The sequence below is a fragment of the Arthrobacter sp. 10T416 genome, from assembly GCF_056394165.1.
On record NZ_JBFTHI010000001.1, the window covers coordinates 117,258 to 135,060 of the forward strand.

At 66.5% G+C, this 17,803-nt stretch carries 10 protein-coding genes and 1 tRNA gene; 8 read left to right on the forward strand and 3 right to left on the reverse strand.

The window, feature by feature from the left end; genetic code table 11:
• Positions 1-220: 220 nt before the first annotated feature.
• The 3 genes from gltB (at position 221) to pyk (ending at position 7,877) form a co-directional block, all read left to right on the forward strand.
• Complete coding sequence (gene gltB, locus AC1DBE_RS00550) at positions 221-4,837, forward strand: glutamate synthase large subunit (protein ID WP_476969294.1); 4,617 nt, start codon at positions 221-223, stop codon at positions 4,835-4,837.
• Entirely contained in the window at positions 4,830-6,287 is a 1,458-nt protein-coding gene (locus AC1DBE_RS00555; protein ID WP_476969295.1) for a glutamate synthase subunit beta, read from the forward strand. Before gltB ends, AC1DBE_RS00555 begins: the two co-directional genes overlap by 8 nt.
• Positions 6,288-6,377: 90 nt before the next feature.
• Positions 6,378-7,877 (forward strand): pyruvate kinase, encoded by a 1,500-nt coding sequence (gene pyk, locus AC1DBE_RS00560; RefSeq protein WP_476969296.1) that lies wholly within the window; start codon positions 6,378-6,380, stop codon positions 7,875-7,877.
• Between the two features lie 99 nt (positions 7,878-7,976).
• On the opposite strand, the gene AC1DBE_RS00565 is transcribed toward pyk, so the two are convergent.
• Complete coding sequence (locus AC1DBE_RS00565) at positions 7,977-8,582, reverse strand: ANTAR domain-containing response regulator (protein ID WP_056739732.1); 606 nt, start codon at positions 8,580-8,582, stop codon at positions 7,977-7,979.
• A gap of 208 nt (positions 8,583-8,790) precedes the next feature.
• On the opposite strand from AC1DBE_RS00565, the gene AC1DBE_RS00570 reads away from it, so the two are divergent.
• Positions 8,791-8,872: transfer RNA gene (locus AC1DBE_RS00570), tRNA-Leu, on the forward strand.
• 225 nt (positions 8,873-9,097) lie between these two features.
• On the opposite strand, the gene AC1DBE_RS00575 is transcribed toward AC1DBE_RS00570, so the two are convergent.
• Complete coding sequence (locus AC1DBE_RS00575; protein ID WP_476969297.1) at positions 9,098-9,877, reverse strand: alpha/beta fold hydrolase; 780 nt, start codon at positions 9,875-9,877, stop codon at positions 9,098-9,100.
• Between the two features lie 891 nt (positions 9,878-10,768).
• On the opposite strand from AC1DBE_RS00575, the gene AC1DBE_RS00580 reads away from it, so the two are divergent.
• The 4 genes from AC1DBE_RS00580 (at position 10,769) to nrfD (ending at position 16,757) form a co-directional block, all read left to right on the forward strand.
• The gene (locus AC1DBE_RS00580) at positions 10,769-11,071 is read left to right on the forward strand and encodes an antibiotic biosynthesis monooxygenase family protein (protein WP_476969298.1); all 303 of its coding nucleotides are present in this window, start codon (positions 10,769-10,771) and stop codon (positions 11,069-11,071) included.
• Positions 11,072-11,221: 150 nt separating this feature from the next.
• On the forward strand, positions 11,222-14,554 hold the full coding sequence (fdh, locus tag AC1DBE_RS00585; protein WP_476969299.1) for a formate dehydrogenase: 3,333 nt from the start codon (positions 11,222-11,224) through the stop codon (positions 14,552-14,554).
• Positions 14,555-14,658: 104 nt separating this feature from the next.
• Complete coding sequence (locus AC1DBE_RS00590; protein ID WP_476880054.1) at positions 14,659-15,669, forward strand: 4Fe-4S dicluster domain-containing protein; 1,011 nt, start codon at positions 14,659-14,661, stop codon at positions 15,667-15,669.
• Positions 15,666-16,757 (forward strand): NrfD/PsrC family molybdoenzyme membrane anchor subunit, encoded by a 1,092-nt coding sequence (nrfD, locus tag AC1DBE_RS00595; protein WP_476969300.1) that lies wholly within the window; start codon positions 15,666-15,668, stop codon positions 16,755-16,757. The genes AC1DBE_RS00590 and nrfD overlap by 4 nt, the downstream gene beginning before the upstream one ends.
• 15 nt (positions 16,758-16,772) lie before the next feature.
• Here the strand turns inward: nrfD and selD are convergent, their stop codons facing one another.
• On the reverse strand, positions 16,773-17,798 hold the full coding sequence (gene selD / locus AC1DBE_RS00600) for a selenide, water dikinase SelD (protein WP_476969301.1): 1,026 nt from the start codon (positions 17,796-17,798) through the stop codon (positions 16,773-16,775).
• Positions 17,799-17,803: the final 5 nt, after the last annotated feature.

Here is a 17,803-nt window from a genome sequence, read left to right on the forward strand (position 1 = left end):
CACAGCGTTGTGGCAAGGGGTGTGCTTAGGACAGCAGGCAGCAGACAGCTGCGCGCTAGGCAAACCCGGGCTTGCGGCCCGCGTAACTGTTCGTACAGGAAGCGGCGCTGGCCTACAATTCCAGTAGGAAAATCACGTTGTTGTGCCCGTCACACCGGCGCACCGATTCGGGCCAATGTTGTCCCTCCCATACGCACGATCAGGAGGAAGGACGTCTCCCATGACCCAAACTCTTCACAGCCCCAGCTGGTCCGGTCCGGACCAGCCCGGCGCGGCTGTTTCACCCTTCAAGCGCTTCGCGGCCCTGCCGGAAGCGGCCGGGCTGTACAACCCGGAGCAGGAGAAGGACGCCTGCGGCCTGGCCATCATCGCCACCCTCCGCGGCGAGCCCGGCTACGACATTGTTGACGCCGCCCTGACCGCCCTGCGCAACCTCGAACACCGCGGTGCCGTCGGGGCCGACGAGGGAACCGGCGACGGCGCCGGCCTCCTTATGCAGGTTCCGGACGAATTCTTCCGCGCAGTCACCGACTTCGAGCTCCCGGCCGCCGGCCAGTACGTCGTCGGCACCGCCTTCCTGCCCGCCGAACAGCGCGAGTCCGACGGCGCCAAAGCCGGCATCGAAGGCCTCGCGGCCGATGAGGGGCTCACCGTCCTGGGCTGGCGCGAAGTGCCGATAGTCGCGGACCTGGTCGGCGCCATGGCTAGGGCCTGCATGCCGTACTTCGCGCAGCCGTTCTTCGCCTCCAGGACCGGTGAAACGCTGTCCCGCAACGAACTGGACTCCCGGGCCTGGCGGATCCGCAAGCGCGCCCAGAACAAGTTCGGCGTGTACTTCCCCTCGCTCTCATCCCGGACCATCGTCTATAAGGGCATGCTGACCACCGCGCAGCTGGAGCCGTTCTACCCTGACCTTTCGGACAAGCGCTTCAAGACCAAGCTCGCCATTGTCCACTCCCGCTTCTCCACCAACACCTTCCCGTCCTGGCCGCTGGCCCAGCCGTTCCGCACCATCGCGCACAACGGTGAGATCAACACGGTCAAGGGCAACCGGAACTGGATGCGCGCCCGTCAGTCGCAGCTTGCCAACCCGCTGCTGGGGGACAGCCCTGAGGAGCTATACCCGATCTGCACTCCGGGCGCCTCCGATTCGGCGTCCTTCGATGAGGTCGCCGAACTGCTCTGGCTTTCCGGCCGCCCAATCACGCACTCGATCATGATGATGATCCCCGAGGCCTGGGAAAACCACGCCACGATGGATCCGGCCCGGCGCGCGTTCTACGAGTACCACTCCCTGCTGATGGAACCGTGGGACGGCCCCGCGGCCGTCTCCTTCACCGACGGCAACCTGGTGGGCGCCACCCTGGACCGCAACGGCCTGCGCCCGGGACGGTACTGGATCACCGAGGACGGCCTGGTGGTCTTCGCCTCCGAGGTGGGCGTGATCGACGTCGAACCCGCCAAGGTGGTCAAGAAGGGCCGCGTCTCGCCCGGCAAGATGTTCCTCGTGGACACGGACGCCGGCCGGATCATCGACGACGCCGAGGTCAAGGCGGAGGTGGCCGCGGCCAACCCGTGGGCCGAATGGCTCAAGGACAACCTGATCGACCTCAAGGACCTGCCCGAGCGCGAGCACGTGGTCCACACCGCCGCGTCGGTCAACATCCGCCAGCGGACCTTCGGCTACACCACCGAGGAACTGAAGATCCTGCTCGGCCCGATGGCCCGCACCGGCGCCGAACCGCTCGGCGCCATGGGCTCGGACACCCCCGTGGCCGTGCTCTCCAAGCGGCCGCGCCTGCTCTTTGACTACTTCGTGCAGTCCTTCGCGCAGGTCACCAACCCGCCGCTGGACGCGATCCGCGAGGAACTGGTCACGTCCCTGACCTGTGCCATCGGGCCCAACGGCAACCTGCTGGACACCAAGCAGGTCCGCCAGCCGCAGGTCTCGTTGCCGTTCCCCGTGATCAACAACGACCAGCTGGCCAAGATCGCCAACATCGAGAACGCCGACGGCGACCGCGTCGCCATGAAAGTGCGCGGCCTGTACCGGCCCGACGGCGGCGAAAACGCCCTGCGCGCCCGGCTCACCGAAATCTGCGAGCAGGTCTCCGGCGCCATCAACCGCGGCGTGCAGTATGTGGTGCTCTCGGACCGCGACTCGAACGCCCAGTGGGCCCCCATCCCGTCGCTGCTGCTGGTCAGCGCCGTGCACCACCACCTGCTGCGCAGCGCCAACCGCACCAAGACCGCGCTGGTGGTCGAGGCCGGCGACGTCCGCGAGACCCACCATGTCGCCGTCCTGATCGGCTACGGCGCCTCAGCCGTGAACCCCTACCTGGCCATGGAGTCGGTGGAGCAGCTCATCAGCTCCGGGGACGTCACCGGCGTCACCCCGCAGGACGGCGTTTACAACCTGATCAAGGGCCTCGGCAAGGGTGTCCTGAAGATCATGTCCAAGATGGGCATCTCCACGGTGGCCTCCTACACCGGCGCCCAGACCTTCGAGGCCCTGGGACTCGGCCAGGAGCTCGTGGACGAATACTTCGCCGGCACCCACTCCCAGCTTGGCGGCGTCGGCCTGGACATCATCGCCGCCGAGGTCGCTGCCCGGCACCGGATGGCGTACCCCGAAAGCGGCATCGAACTGCCGCACCAGCCCCTGCTGGGCGGCGGCGAATACCAGTGGCGCCGCGACGGCGAACCGCACCTGTTCAACCCGGAGACCGTCTTCCGGCTGCAGCACGCCACCCGCGAACGCCGTTACGACATCTTCAAGTCCTACACCCGCGGCGTCGACGACCAGTCCGAGAACCTCATGACCCTGCGCGGGCTCCTGAAGTTCAAGGGCGGCCTGCGCCCGGCGGTCCCGCTTGAGGAAGTGGAGCCCGTCTCCAGCATCGTCAAGCGGTTCTCCACCGGTGCCATGAGCTACGGCTCCATTTCGCAGGAGGCGCACGAGACCCTCGCCATCGCCATGAACCGGCTGGGCGGCAAGTCCAACACCGGTGAAGGCGGCGAGGATGTTGACCGTCTGCTGGATCCCACCCGCCGTTCGGCCGTCAAGCAGATCGCCTCGGGCCGTTTCGGCGTCACGAGCCTATACCTCTCCAACGCCGATGACATCCAGATCAAGATGGCGCAGGGCGCGAAGCCCGGCGAGGGCGGCCAGCTGATGGCCCAGAAGGTCTACCCCTGGGTGGCCCGGACCCGGCACTCAACGCCCGGCGTCGGCCTCATCTCCCCGCCCCCGCACCACGACATCTACTCGATCGAGGACCTCGCGCAGCTGATCTACGACGCCAAGCGTGCCAACCCCTCGGCCCGCGTGCACGTCAAGCTCGTCTCCGAGGTGGGCATCGGTACCGTTGCCGCCGGCGTCACGAAGGCCAAGGCCGACGTCGTCCTGGTGTCCGGCCACGACGGCGGCACCGGCGCCTCGCCGCTGAACTCGCTCAAGCATGCCGGCGTCCCCTGGGAACTCGGCCTGGCCGAGACCCAGCAGACCCTGATGCTCAACGGCCTGCGCGACCGTGTGGTGGTGCAGGTGGACGGCCAGCTGAAGACCGGCCGCGACGTTGTGATCGCCGCGCTGCTGGGCGGCGAGGAGTTCGGGTTCGCCACGGCACCGCTGGTGGTCTCGGGCTGCATCATGATGCGCGTCTGCCACCTGGACACCTGCCCCGTCGGCGTCGCCACGCAGAACCCCGAACTGCGCGCCCGGTTCAACGGCAAGCCCGAGTTTGTGGTCAACTTCTTCGAGTTCCTTGCCGAGGAGGTCCGGGAGATTCTGGCCGAGCTTGGTTTCCGGAGCCTGGAGGAGGCAATCGGCCACGCCGAAATGCTCGACACCCGTGAGGCGATCAGCCACTGGAAGGCCGAGGGCCTGGACCTGGACCCCATCCTGCACGGGCTGGAGTTCGACGACGACGCCCCGCTGCGGAACCTCACCGGCCAGAACCACGAACTCGACAAGCACTTCGACCAGCGCCTGATCGCGATGGCCGCCGAGGCCCTGAGCGACCGCACCCCGGTGAAGATCTCGGTGGACGTGATCAACACGGACCGGTCGGTCGGCACCATGCTCGGCCACGTGGTCACCAAGACCTTCGGCACGGACGTGCTCGCCACGGACACCATCGACGTCACCCTGACCGGCACCGCCGGCCAGTCCCTGGGCGCGTTCCTGCCCGCAGGCATCACCCTGCGGATGTTCGGCGACTCGAACGACTACGTCGGCAAGGGCCTGTCCGGCGGCCGGATCATCGTCCGCCCGGACCGCACCAACGTCTTCCAGGCGGAGCGCAACGTGATCGCCGGCAACGTGATCGGCTACGGCGCCACCAGCGGCGAGCTGTTCCTCCGCGGCCAGGTGGGGGAGCGGTTTATGGTGCGCAACTCCGGCGCCACCGCGGTGGTCGAAGGCATCGGCGACCACGGCTGCGAGTACATGACCGGCGGCCAGGCACTGATCATCGGCCGCACCGGCCGCAACTTCGGCGCCGGCATGTCCGGCGGCACCGCCTACGTTCTGGACCTGCAGACCGAACGGGTCAACAAGCAGGCCCTCGACGCCGGGGAGCTACAGCTGCGCGAGCTCGATGCCGAGGACCGCGACATTGTCCACGGCCTGCTGGTCAAGCATCTCGAGGAGACGGAATCGCAGCTCGCGGCCCGCCTGCTGGAGAACTTCGATGACACCGCAGCCCGCCTTACCAAGGTGCTGCCGCGTGACTACGCGGCCGTCCTGCAAACCCGTCTTGACGCCATCGAAGAGGGCCTGGACCCCGATGGCGAAGAAGTTTGGTCTCGAATCCTGGAGGTGACCGGTGGCTGATCCACGCGGATTTCTGAAAGTACGCCAGCGTGAAACGCAGCCGCGCCGTCCCGTCCCGGTCCGCATCATGGACTGGAAAGAGGTCTACGAAGCCCAGGAAAAGGGTGTCCTGAAGAGCCAGGCCGGCCGCTGCATGGACTGCGGCGTTCCGTTCTGCCACCAGGGCTGCCCGCTGGGCAACCTCATCCCGGAATGGAACGACCTCGTCTGGCGGGACAAGGGCGAGGAAGCCATGGAGCGGCTGCACGCCACCAACAACTTCCCTGAGTTCACCGGCCGGCTCTGCCCGGCACCCTGCGAGGCGTCCTGCGTACTGGGCATCAACCAGCCCGCCGTGACCATCAAGCAGGTGGAGGTCTCCATCGTTGACCAGGCGTTCGACAACGGCTGGGTCAACCCGCTGCCGCCGGCCCGCCTCTCCGGCAAGACGGTCGCCGTCGTCGGCTCCGGCCCCGCCGGACTGGCCGTCGCGCAGCAGCTGACCCGCGTAGGCCACACCGTCGCCGTGTACGAACGCGACGACAAAATCGGCGGCCTGCTGCGCTACGGCATCCCCGACTTCAAGATGGAAAAAGAGCAGGTGGACCGCCGCCTGGACCAGATGAAGGCCGAAGGCACCCGCTTCCGCACCGGCGTCACAGTCGGCACCGACGTGACCTGGGAGCAGCTGCGCCGGCGCTACGACGCCGTGGTGGTCGCCACCGGGGCCACCGTCCCGCGGGACCTGCCCATCCCGGGCCGTGAGCTCGAGGGCGTCCACTTCGCCATGGACTACCTCGTCCCGGCCAACCGCGTGGTCGCGGGGGAGACGGTGGAAAACCAGATCAACGCCGCGGGCAAGCACGTTGTCATCCTTGGCGGCGGCGACACCGGCGCGGACTGCCTCGGCACCGCCCACCGGCACCAGGCGGCGTCGGTGACCACGCTGGCAATCGGCAAGCAGCCGTCCGCCGAGCGTGCCGCGCACCAGCCCTGGCCTACGTTCCCCACCCTCTTCGAGGTGGCCAGTGCCCACGAGGAAGGCGGCGAACGCAGCTACCTCGCCTCCACCGTGGAGTTCGTCGGCGAAAACGGCAAGCTGACCGGCGTGAAGGTCGCTGAGACGGAATTCGTCGACGGCAAGCGGCTGCCCAAGGCAGGTACCGAGCGGGTGATCCCGGCGGACCTGGTCTTCCTGTCCCTGGGCTTCACCGGCGCCGAACCGGCCGGCATCACCGAACAGGTCAACGCCGAGTTCGACGGCCGCGGCAACGTGGCCCGCGACGGGTATTACATGACCAACACCGAAGGGGTCTTCGTCGCCGGAGACGCCGGCCGCGGCCAGTCCCTGATCGTTTGGGCGATCGCCGAGGGCCGGGCGTGCGCCGCTGCGGTGGACAAATTCCTGATGGGAAGCACCGTTCTCCCGGCGCCAGTAGCGCCGACCGACCGGGCGATCGCGGTCCTGTAGCCGGTCCGGCCCCCTGCGGGCCCGGGCCGGCCACCGGCCGTTCTTCTCCGCGACAACTAAAAACAACCGAGAGACAACTAGGGTAGGTATATGAGACGCGCTAAAATTGTGGCCACCTTTGGACCGGCGATCGCGAGCTTCGAGAACACGCTCGCTGTTCTGGAAGCCGGGGTGGACGTTGCCCGGATGAACATGAGCCACGGGGACTACTCCGTGCACGACAACACCTACGAGAACGTCCGCAAGGCCGCGGGGCAGCTCGGCAAGGCCGTTGCCATCATGGCCGACCTGCAGGGCCCCAAGATCCGGCTGGGCCGCTTCGTCGACGGACCGCACCTGCTGGCCGTCGGTGACACGTTCACGATCACCACCGAGGACGTCCCGGGCACCAAGGAAATCTGCTCCACGACGCTCAAGAGCCTCACCGAGGACGTCAACCCGGGCGATGCGCTCCTGATCGATGACGGCAAGGTGGCGCTGCGCGCCATCGAGGTCGACGACGTCAAGGTCGTCGCCACTGTGGTGGTCGGCGGCTACGTGTCCAACAACAAGGGCATCAACCTGCCCGGCGTGGCCGTCAACGTGCCCGCGCTGAGCGAAAAGGACGAGGACGATCTCCGCTGGGCCATGCGCCGCGGCGTGGACATGGTGGCCCTCTCCTTCGTCCGTGATGCCTCGGACATCAAGCGCGTCCACGAGATTATGGACGAAGAAGGCCGCCGCGTGCCGGTGATCGCCAAGATCGAGAAGCCGCAGGCCGTGGAGCAGCTCCCCGAAATCATCGACGCGTTCGATGCCATCATGGTGGCCCGCGGCGACCTCGGTGTTGAGCTTCCGCTTGAGGAAGTGCCGATCGTGCAGAAGCGCGCCGTCGAGCTGGCCCGCCGCTGGGCCAAGCCCGTCATCGTGGCCACCCAGGTGCTGGAATCAATGATCGATAACCCGCGCCCGACGCGTGCCGAGGCCTCCGACTGCGCCAACGCCGTGCTCGACGGTGCGGACGCCGTGATGCTTTCGGGCGAGACCAGCGTGGGCAAGTTCCCGATCGAGACCGTCAAGACCATGGCCCGGATCATCGAATCCACCGAGGTCCACGGCCTGGAGCGCGTCCCCCCGCTGGGCACCAAGCCCAAGACCCGCGGTGGCGCCATCACCCGTGCCGCCGTCGAAATCGCCGACCAGCTGGAAGCAAAGTACATCTGTACTTTCACCCAGTCCGGTGACTCGGCACGCCGTCTCTCCCGCCTGCGCCCGATCCGTCCGGTCTTCGCCTTCACCCCGGTGGAGCAGGTCTGGAACCAGCTCGCGCTGACCTGGGGCATCCAGCCGGTCCTGGTCCCGATGGTGGGCCACACCGACGAGATGACCGCACAGGTTGACCGCAGCCTGCTGGAGATGGACCTGGTGGACGACGGCGACATGGTGGTCATTGCCGCCGGTTCCCCTCCCGGTAAGGCCGGGTCCACGAACATGCTCAAGGTCCACAAGGTGGGCGACCTCGCCGACGCCGGCAGCCACGGCGAGAACGCCGGGGCCAAGGACAAGGTGGGCCCGTGGCCGGAAAAGAAGAAGAAGAGCGCCAAGCTCTAGTCTTCGCCGGAGACACAAAGGGAGGGTCCCCGCCGCTGGGTTTCAGCGGCGGGGACCCTTCCTTTTGTGCTCGTGTTTTTTGTGTTCGCGCGGTTCGCGCTAGTTGACCTGGTTGATGATGGTCTCGGCGACCTCGCGCATGCTGAGGCGGCGGTCCATGGAGGTCTTCTGGATCCAGCGGAACGCTTCCGGCTCCGTCAGGCCCATCTTGGTGGTCAGGAGGCTCTTGGCACGCTCGACGAGCTTGCGGGTGGCGAACTGTTCCTGCAGGTCGCTGACCTCGCTCTCGAGGGCCTTGATCTCCTCGTGCCGGGACAGGGCAATCTCCAGGGCCGGGATCAGGTCCGCCGGGGTGAAGGGCTTGACCACGTAGGCCATGGCACCGGCGTCGCGGGCCCGCTCCACCAGTTCCTTCTGGCTGAACGCGGTCAGCAGCACCACGGGGGCGATGCGCGCCTTGACGATCTTTTCGGCGGCGGAGATACCGTCCATGACCGGCATCTTGACGTCCATCAGGACCAGGTCCGGCTTCAGCTCCTCGGCGAGCTGCACGGCCTTCTCGCCGTTGTCCGCCTCGCCGACGACGTCGTAGCCTTCGCCGCGCAGGATCTCGATGATGTCCAGGCGGATGAGGGTCTCATCCTCGGCGACCACAACGCGGCGCGCGGGCTGGGAAGTGGGGGTTGACTCCGTCTGTTCTGACACGGGAACTCCTTGGAAAGGTACGGCGGGCGGTGAGCCATTCTGTGGCGCGTCCGCGGGTGTACTGGGGGCCGGTAGGGATCGATGCGGCGTCACTGGCGCGATTCTGGAATTCAGCCTATCTGCATGTAGAGTAATTTCGCGCACCGGAAGCGATCGCGTTGCTCACAGGAGTCCTGGGGCCGCGAATATGACAGCCGGTGTACTCCGCGCCCGAGTGGCGGAATTGGCAGACGCGCCGCACTCAAAATGCGGTATCGAAAGGTGTGTGGGTTCGAGTCCCACCTCGGGCACAGTGTTATCGCAGGTTAAGGCTTTTTTGTTGGTTTGGTGTTGAAAAGGCTGAACTTTTTTGGGGCGTCCGTGAGGGCGCCTTCAACGGGCGGACTAAGGCTCTTGGTCACCGCGTGAACATCCTCCGTCAAATGCAACAAATGCAGCATTTCGAGCCGGGGCAGGTTCCATCTTTCTGAAGCCAACTCAACGTTAATGGCTCCGCCCCGGCGCTCAGCCGCAGCTCAGCCGGTGCTATCGAGGATCAGGCGCGCCGCTTCCGTTGGTTGGTCCCAGTGCGGGAAGTGACCGCAGTTTTCGAACCAGTGCAGCGTTGCATCCGGGAACAGCTCCGTGGCCCGCGCCGCCTCTCTCGGAGCGGTGACCTTGTCCTTCCGCCCCCATCCAATGACCACTTTGCCCTTGAGAGAACCAGCCGGTGCGCCTTCCTGGCGGGGTCCGTGAATCAGCGCGTTGAGGGCCGGGTCCAGACTGGTCGATGTCTTGAACCCGCGAAGCTCATGCAGGACCAGATCCTGCGGCAGCTTCCATGGGTGGGCGGAGAACTGAGCCAACAGGGCCGTCCGGCCCACGGGGTTGCCCGTGAGGAAGGGGAGTGCCGGTTGGATGCGGCGCACCAGTGCGACGGATGCCTTGATGCTTGCACCAAAGATCGCTGCCTGGCGGTCATTCCAGAATCCACCAGGGTCCAGTGCGATGGTGGTGCCAGCGTGCCCTCGCCGTGCCATTTCCAATGCCATCCGGGCGCCCATGGAGCTGCCTACCAGATCAATGTCACCCAGTTCCTCGTCGCGGATAAAGGCTTCGACGGCATCGGTCAGCGTGGCAATCGTGGTTTCGCCGGTCAGCGGCGCGGATTCGCCGCAACCGGGGAGGTCGACGGCGATTACATCGCGTTCAGCGGCCAGCGCCGGGATTACCGGATTCCAGTTACCAATACTGGAACCGAGTCCATGGATCAGGAGGAGTGGCTTACCGGAGCCTTGCCGGGTTGAGTGCAGCATGACTTCACTCTAGGGGGCGGTGCAACATGTCTGGTCAAGAGTCATCTGGCGAAAGGCTCGACGGCACAGCGATACGCGGCGCTGAGCGCAGTGCTAGAAACAGCAGTACCACCGGGGTGGAGAGCGTCGGATACGACGGCGACAGTGAGAACTTCCGGGTGTCCTCGGGCCGAACCCGCGTTGGTCGTTTTCTGTCCCGTCCGCGCCGGAGCGGTCGGTGATGTCGGAAGGAGGAACCGCCGGCGTGATCGTCATCGATTTCCGGCATGAGGGCGGCCCCGTAGTGCTGTGCTTGTTCGAAGCCGGTCCGGTTCCGGAGGCTTACTCGTCAAATCGGAGCGAAATCGCGTTCAAGCCACAACTGCCCCCGCGGACTGCCGCTTTGGCAGCCTGTTGCGCCAAAGTGGTCACCAGCGAGGGTGTGCAATTTGCACACCCTGGACTTCGGAACGGGTCGTGCTGGTGCCGGACTGGGCCGGATTGCGGAGGTTATCGGGGAGCGGCGGAACTTCAGGGGCTGGGACCCGGTTCGAGTCCCACCTCGGGCACGCATAACCCCTCGTCAGAGGGGTTTTTGCTTTAATGTGCCGACACATCTGGGGGTTGCGTCGCTCTGACGATTGGCCTGCGGGACCACAACTACACCGGAACATTCAGCCTGGCGTACGATCCGGTAAGCGGTACGGCGGGGGACAGCCTCCTGCCCCATTTCGCGGCCCTTGTAGCAGTGCCGCCGGGACTGGCCGGGATCATTAAGGTGGTGGCCATCCGTCCCCGACACATGAAGTTCTGACGCCCAGCCGGCAAGACGGGCCTGCACGTTGAAAAGAAGCAGGTCAGTCGTCCTGGGAAGTTCCTTATCCCGCCGCGGGAATCTGCGAGACTGACCGGATGATTACCGAACACGCGCTGCTTCCCGTCATTTCCGGCCAGGAAGAAGAATTCGAGGCAGCATTCGACGGCGCTCGTTCGGTTATAGCGTCGATGCGTGGCTTCGTCTCGTTGTCGCTCTCACGCTCGATCGAAACACCCAACACTTACTTACTTCTCGTGCAGTGGGACAGCCTAGAGGACCACACGGTTGGCTTCAGGGAATCCCAGCAGTATCAGCAGTGGCGGGAGCTTCTGCATAAGTTCTACAAGCCGTTTCCTTTGGTCGAACACTTCGAGCTCGTGAGCTCCGCTCCTCAGTAGCGTAGGTAGCGCGGTGGTGCAAGAGACTGTAGCAGCCATGGCTCATGACAGCAGGACGAATCTCGGGAAAGACGTTCTATCAGAGCGCGCGACACGAATCGCGGATCGCTTTCCTGTTGCTCCCAATGTGATCTGGGATAAGCTCCGAAGATGGCACCGCGAAGTTTTCTTCAATGGCCGGTCGTCCGGCAGCTGAGCACCGGCGATCTGCTGGGCCGCGGGCCGTCGGTCACCTCCGCCAAGACCCAGGCGATAGTCCCGCGTACATCAACCGCGGACCGTGTTGTGCAGAGTGTGTGCCCCTACTGCGCCGTCGGCTGCGGTCAGCGCGTCTACGTCAAGGACGAGAAGGTTGTCCAGATTGAGGGCGATCCCGATTCGCCCATCTCCCGCGGCCGGCTGTGCCCCAAGGGCTCGGCCAGCGAGCAGCTGGTTAACTCGCCGGGCCGGCAGACAAAGGTGTTATACCGTGCCCCGCGTTCCACCGAGTGGCAACGGCTGGACCTCGCTACCGCCGTGGACATGGTGGCGGACCGGTTCATCGAAACCCGCCGCAGGACCTGGCAGCAGGAAGACGATAAAGGACGGCTGCTGCGGCGCACCATGGGCATCGCTTCGTTGGGCGGCGCAACCTTGGACAACGAAGAGAACTACTTGATCAAGAAGCTCTTCACCGCAGCCGGGGCGGTGCAGACCGAGAACCAGGCCCGCATATGACACTCCGCCACGGTTCCCAGTTTGGGAGCCTCGTTTGGACGCGGTGGTGCGACGCAATCACTGCAGGACATGGGTAACGCCGACTGCATCGTCATTCAGGGTTCGAACATGGCCGAATGCCATCCCGTGGGATACCAGTGGGTGGCCGAGGCTAAGGCGCGCGGAGCTAAGGTCATCCACATCGACCCCCGGTTCACCCGTACTTCCGCGGTGGCGGATAAGCACATTCCCATCCGGGCTGGCTCTGACGTTGTTCTCTTGGGCGCGCTCATTAACTACGTCATCACCAACGACCTCTGGTTCAGAGAATACGTCGGCGCGTACACCAACGCCGCCACGCTGGTCCACGGGGACTACCGCGACGCCGAGGACCTGGGCGGCCTGTTCTCCGGGTTCGATCCTGAAACCGGAGCCTATGACACGTCGTCGTGGTCGTACGCGGAAGAAGAGGGCGGCACCATTGGTGAGCCCGCGGGACCGGAACATGGAGCAGATGCTGGCGCTCGGGCTGCGGGCGACCTCTTCGGCAGCGGCGGCCCGTCCCTGGAGCATGCCGAGGTGCAGCGGGACGACACCCTGCAGGACCCCAGGACCGTCTTCCAGATCGTCAAGCGGCACTACGCCCGCTACACACCGGAGATGGTCGAGGACATGTGCGGCATCAAAGCCGCCGACTTCGAGTATCTGGCCCGTGCAATCACGGAAAACTCCGGGCGCGAGCGGACGACGTGCTTTGCCTACGCTGTCGGCTGGACCCAGCACTCCCTGGGGGCGCAGTTCATTCGGGCTGCGGCCATCCTCCAGCTGCTGCTGGGCAACGTGGGACGTCCGGGCGGCGGCATCATGGCGCTGCGCGGCCATGCCAGCATCCAAGGCTCCACGGACATCCCGACGCTCTTCAACCTGTTGCCGGGCTACCTGCCCATGCCCAGCGTCGGGCGCCACGACACGCTGCAGGACTATCTGGACGCCAACGCGTCGAAGCAACAGAAGGGTTTCTGGGCGGACGCCGACGCCTATACCATCAGCCTGCTGAAGGCCTGGTGGGGTGACGCCGCGACCGCGGACAACGACTGGGCCTACGACTACCTCCCGAGGCTGACCGGAGCGCACGGCACCTACGAGACGGTGATGAGCATGCTCGACGACGAGGTGGAGGGATACTTCCTGCTCGGACAGAACCCCGCCGTCGGCTCGGCCCACGGCCGGATGCAACGGCTTGGCATGTCGCATCTGAAGTGGCTGGTGGTGCGGGATCTGAACATGATCGAGTCGGCAACCTGGTGGAAGGACGGCCCGGAGATCGAGTCCGGGGAACTGCGCACGGAGGACATTGAGACTGAGGTGTTCTTCCTGCCGGCGGCATCCCACGTCGAGAAGGCCGGATCGTTCACGCAGACCCAGCGGCTCCTGCAGTGGCGGCACCAGGCGGTGGCACCGCCGGGGGAGTGCCAAAGCGAACTGCAGTTCTTCTTCGAACTGGGCCAGCGGATCCGGGAGAAGCTGGCCGGTTCCCAGGATGAGCGCGACCGTCCGCTGCTGGATCTGACGTGGGACTACCCCACGGACGAACACGGCGATCCGGATCCAGCGGCGGTGCTTGCCGAGATCAACGGCCGGCACCTGAACGGACCGGATGCCGGCAAGCCGCTCTCCGCTTACACCGAGATGCGCGCCGACGGTTCCACGTCTGGCGGTTGCTGGATTTATACCGGTGTGTACGCTGACGGCATCAACCACGCCGCCAACCGGAAGCCGGGCCAGGAACAGGGGCCCGCCGCTCCGGAATGGGGCTGGGCCTGGCCGGCCAACCGCCGGATCCTTTACAACCGGGCCTCCGCTGACCCGGCCGGAAAACCGTGGAGCGAGCGGAAAAAATACATCTGGTGGGATCAGGAACAAGGCAAATGGATCGGCGACGACGTGCCGGACTTCCCGGTGGACCTCGCACCGGGCAGCAGGCCCGACCCCGCGCTCGGTGGTCCGGCCGCACTCAGCGGCGATGACCCGTTCATCATGCAGTCCGACGGCAAGGGCTGGCTGTTCGCGCCGAAAGGCCTCGTGGACGGGCCCCTTCCCACGCACTACGAGGCCCAGGAATCGCCCGTGGCCAACGCGCTTTACCCGCAGCAGCAGAGCCCGGCACGCCTGGTGTATCCCCGGAAAGACAATCTCAGCGCGCCAAGCGCCGGCACCCCCGGAGCTGACGTCTACCCGTTCGTGTTCACGACCTACCGGCTGACCGAGCACCATACGGCGGGCGGCATGAGTCGGTGGCTGCCGTACCTCTCGGAGCTGCAGCCGGAAATGTTCTGCGAGGTCTCGCCGGAATTGGCCGCCGAGCGCGGACTGGAACCCTACGGGTGGGCCACGATCATTTCCGCCCGATCGGCTATCGAGGCCAAGGTGCTGGTCACGGAACGGATGACACCGCTGAAAGTCGGCGGCCACACCGTGCACCAAATCGGGTTGCCCTACCACTGGGGCGTCGGCAGCAACGCCGTCGTGAGCGGCGATGCGGCCAATGACCTGCTCGGTGTGACGCTGGATCCCAACGTCCAGATCCAGGAATCGAAGGTAGCCTCCTGCGACATCTGCCCGGGGCGCCGCCCGCGTGGTGCCGAACTGCTTGCCTTGGTCGCCGAATACCAAGCCCGCGCCGGGGTGACCACCGAGACCGGGAACCGCGCGGTGACCGATCCTGAAGCGGAAGGCATCGACCCTGGCTCCGGCAGGGACCAACGCCCCGAGGGGGAGGCGCAGTGATCGACGCGACTGCTGCTGCCGCGGCCACCGCACACTTTGCCCCGCCCGGACGGCCGACCCCTGATGGCGGCCTTCCGGACACCGACCCGACGTTGGAGGACTAGATGGGCCAGCTGGCCGGACCGACCGACCCCACCGCCGATGCCCACTGGGAGCACAACCATCCGCGCAAGGGGTTCTTTACCGACACTTCCATCTGCATCGGCTGCAAGGCCTGCGAGGTTGCCTGCAAGGAGTGGAACCACAACCCGCAGGACGGAAACCTGGAGCTCCTCGGGTCCTCATACGACAACACCGGAGCGCTGGGCGCCAGCACTTGGCGGCATGTCGCGTTCATCGAACAGGGTCAGGAGCGGATCGTCGAGGCGCGGGAGTCCGGCCGCGCGCTGGTGAGCCTTGGCATGCCGCGCATCGGACCGCCCGCCCCGGCCGGGGCTGCCGTGACGGACCTCGCGGCGGCGGATACCACCCCGCCGGACACAGCAGACTTCCGCTGGCTGATGTCCTCCGACGTCTGCAAGCACTGCACCCACGCCGGATGCCTCGATGTCTGCCCCACCGGAGCACTGTTCCGTACCGAATTCGGTACCGTGGTGGTCCAGGACGATGTCTGCAACGGCTGCGGCACCTGTGTGGCCGGCTGCCCCTTCGGCGTGATCGAGCGCCGCAGCAACGGCACGGTGAAGGTCGCCACCAGCCGGGAGGACCAGCACGCCGGGCATCCCGCCGTCCCCAACGCGGGCATCGCCCAGAAGTGCACCCTCTGCTACGACCGCTTAGTGGCCGACGAGACGCCCGCCTGCGCCAAGGCCTGCCCGACGACGTCCATCAAGTTCGGCGACCACGACGACATGGTGGAGGCGGCCCGGGAACGGGTCGCCGACCTGCATGCGCAGGGCATGACCGAGGCGAGGCTCTATGGTGCCAACGAAAACGACGGCGTTGGCGGAACCGGCTCGGTCTTCCTCCTGCTCGACGAGCCCGAGGTATACGGACTCCCGCCGGATCCTCGGGTCCCCACCGCAGACCTGCCCAGAATGTACCAGCGGGCCGGCCTGGCGGTAGCCGGCATGGCCGTTGCCGCAGCGGTGGCTTTCCTGGGAGGGCGGGAGTGACACTTTCAGAATTCGACAGTTTCCGGCCGGCAGAGCCCGCCAGGCGCCGCCGGACCGGCGTTAAACGCGGCACCGGACGCCGCCGTGACAACAGTGACGGCTCGCGGGAAATGCCGATGGTGCCGGAGCCGGAGTTCACCTCGTACTACGGCCGTCCGGTGGTCAAACCGGCTCCATGGGGCGACGACGTTGCCATCTACCTGTTCCTGGGTGGGGTCGCGGGCGGCTCGGCCCTGCTCGGGCTCGGCGGCCAGCTCACCGGTCGGCCGGCGCTGCGCCGCAACGCCCGGCTGAGTGCCCTCGCCGCGGTGGGCCTCGGCGCGGTCGCACTGATCAAGGACCTCGGCAGGCCGGAACGATTCCTGAACATGCTGCGGACGTTCAAGGTGACCTCGCCGATGAGCGTCGGGTCCTGGATTCTTAGCGCTTTCAGCGCCGGGACCGGCGTCGCCGCTGTGGCGGAGATCGACCGGATGAGCGGTGAGCGGTTGCCTCTCGGTCCCTTGCGGACAGTGCTGCGGGCGGTAGAGGGCCCGGCAGGTTTCGAGGCCGCGCTGTTCGCCGGGCCCCTGGCGGCTTATACGGCCGTGCTGCTCGGCGACACCGCCACCCCGACGTGGCACGCCGGCCACGAGGATCTGCCGTTCGTGTTCGTGAGCTCGGCCAGCCTCGCGTCCGGCGGCCTCGCCATGATCACCACACCAGTGCGCGAAGCCGGCCCCGCGCGGAAACTCGCGGTCCTCGGCGTCGTGGGCGATGTAATCGCGATGAAGATGATGGAGCGGCGGATGGACCCGGTGGCAGCAGAACCCCTGCACCAGGGCAAGGCCGGCGCCATGCTGAAATGGAGCGAACGGCTTGCCCTGGCCGGGGGACTGGGGACACTCCTGGGTGGACGTAACCGTGTGGCAGCGGCAGCTTCGGGAGTGGCCTTGTTGGCCGCCTCGGCCCTGACCCGCTTCGGGGTGTTCGAGGCCGGCCTAGCCTCGGCCAAGGACCCCCGGTACACCATTGAACCGCAGAAGAACCGGCTCGCTGCCCGCCGTGCTGCCGGCATCACCGGTGACGCGATTACCACCGGCGGCTGACCGGCCGACCCCGACCTAGCGGATCTGGATACCCCGGCCGGCCGTGGTGTGGCCAATGACGGGGTAGCCTGGCAACTCACCGACAACCAGCAGGCCGCCGGAGGTCTGGGCATCGGCCAGCAGCAAAAGATCGTCCTCACTGATGCCGGCGGTCGCGCCGAGGTGGGGCCGGACCCAGTCAAGGTTGCGCCGGGTCCCGCCCGAGACGAAGCCATCGCGCAGCGCCTCCCGGGCGCCGTCGACGAGGGGCACCGCGCTGACATCGATGACGGCGCCCACTTCCGAGGCGCGGACCATCTTGAAAAGGTGCCCCAGCAGTCCAAAGCCGGTCACGTCGGTGGCCGCCTTGACGCCGGCGGCCACCGCGGCCTCGGCGGCGTCACGGTTGAGGCTGGCCATCGTCTCGACTGCCTCTTCGAAGATTTCGCCGGTCTGTTTGTGGCGGTTGTTGAGGAGCCCGACGCCGATCGGCTTGGTGAGCGTGATGGGCAGCCCGGGGCGGGCGGCGTCGTTGCGCAGCAGCCGGTCCGGATGGGCGACGCCGGTGACCGCCATGCCGTACTTCGGCTCCGGATCATCAATGGAGTGCCCGCCCAGCACCGGGCACCCGGCCTGGGCTGCCACGCTCAGCCCGCCGCGGAGCACCTCGGTCATGAGCTCCATCGGCAGGACACCCCGCGGCCAGCCGACCAGGTTGATGGCCGTGACGGGCCGTCCACCCATCGCATAGATATCCGAGAGGGCATTGGCCGCCGCGATGCGGCCCCAGTCGTACGCATCGTTGACGACGGGAGTGAAGAAGTCGGCGGTGGTGAGGACAGCCAGATCATCGCGCACCAAAACGGCCGCGGCGTCGTCGCCGCTGTCCAGGCCCACGAGCACCTCCGGGCCGGCCTGGCCGATGAGGCCCCGGACGGCATCTTCGAGTTCGCCGGGAGGAATCTTGCAGGCGCACCCCCCGCCGTGGGCAAAGTCGGTGAGCCGAAATGTCCCCGGGCTGCCGTCCTTGAGCTGCCGGGCTGTGGTCTGAGCCTCATTCACCCGCC

Excerpts from the sequence above, each read along its gene's own strand:
- gltB (WP_476969294.1), top strand. The coding sequence starts at position 221 with ATGACCCAAACTCTTCACAGCCCCAGCTGGTCCGGTCCGGACCAGCCC.
- pyk (WP_476969296.1), top strand. The coding sequence starts at position 6,378 with ATGAGACGCGCTAAAATTGTGGCCACCTTTGGACCGGCGATCGCGAGC.
- AC1DBE_RS00575 (WP_476969297.1), bottom strand. The coding sequence starts at position 9,877 with ATGCTGCACTCAACCCGGCAAGGCTCCGGTAAGCCACTCCTCCTGATC.
- AC1DBE_RS00580 (WP_476969298.1), top strand. The coding sequence starts at position 10,769 with ATGATTACCGAACACGCGCTGCTTCCCGTCATTTCCGGCCAGGAAGAA.
- AC1DBE_RS00590 (WP_476880054.1), top strand. The coding sequence starts at position 14,659 with ATGGGCCAGCTGGCCGGACCGACCGACCCCACCGCCGATGCCCACTGG.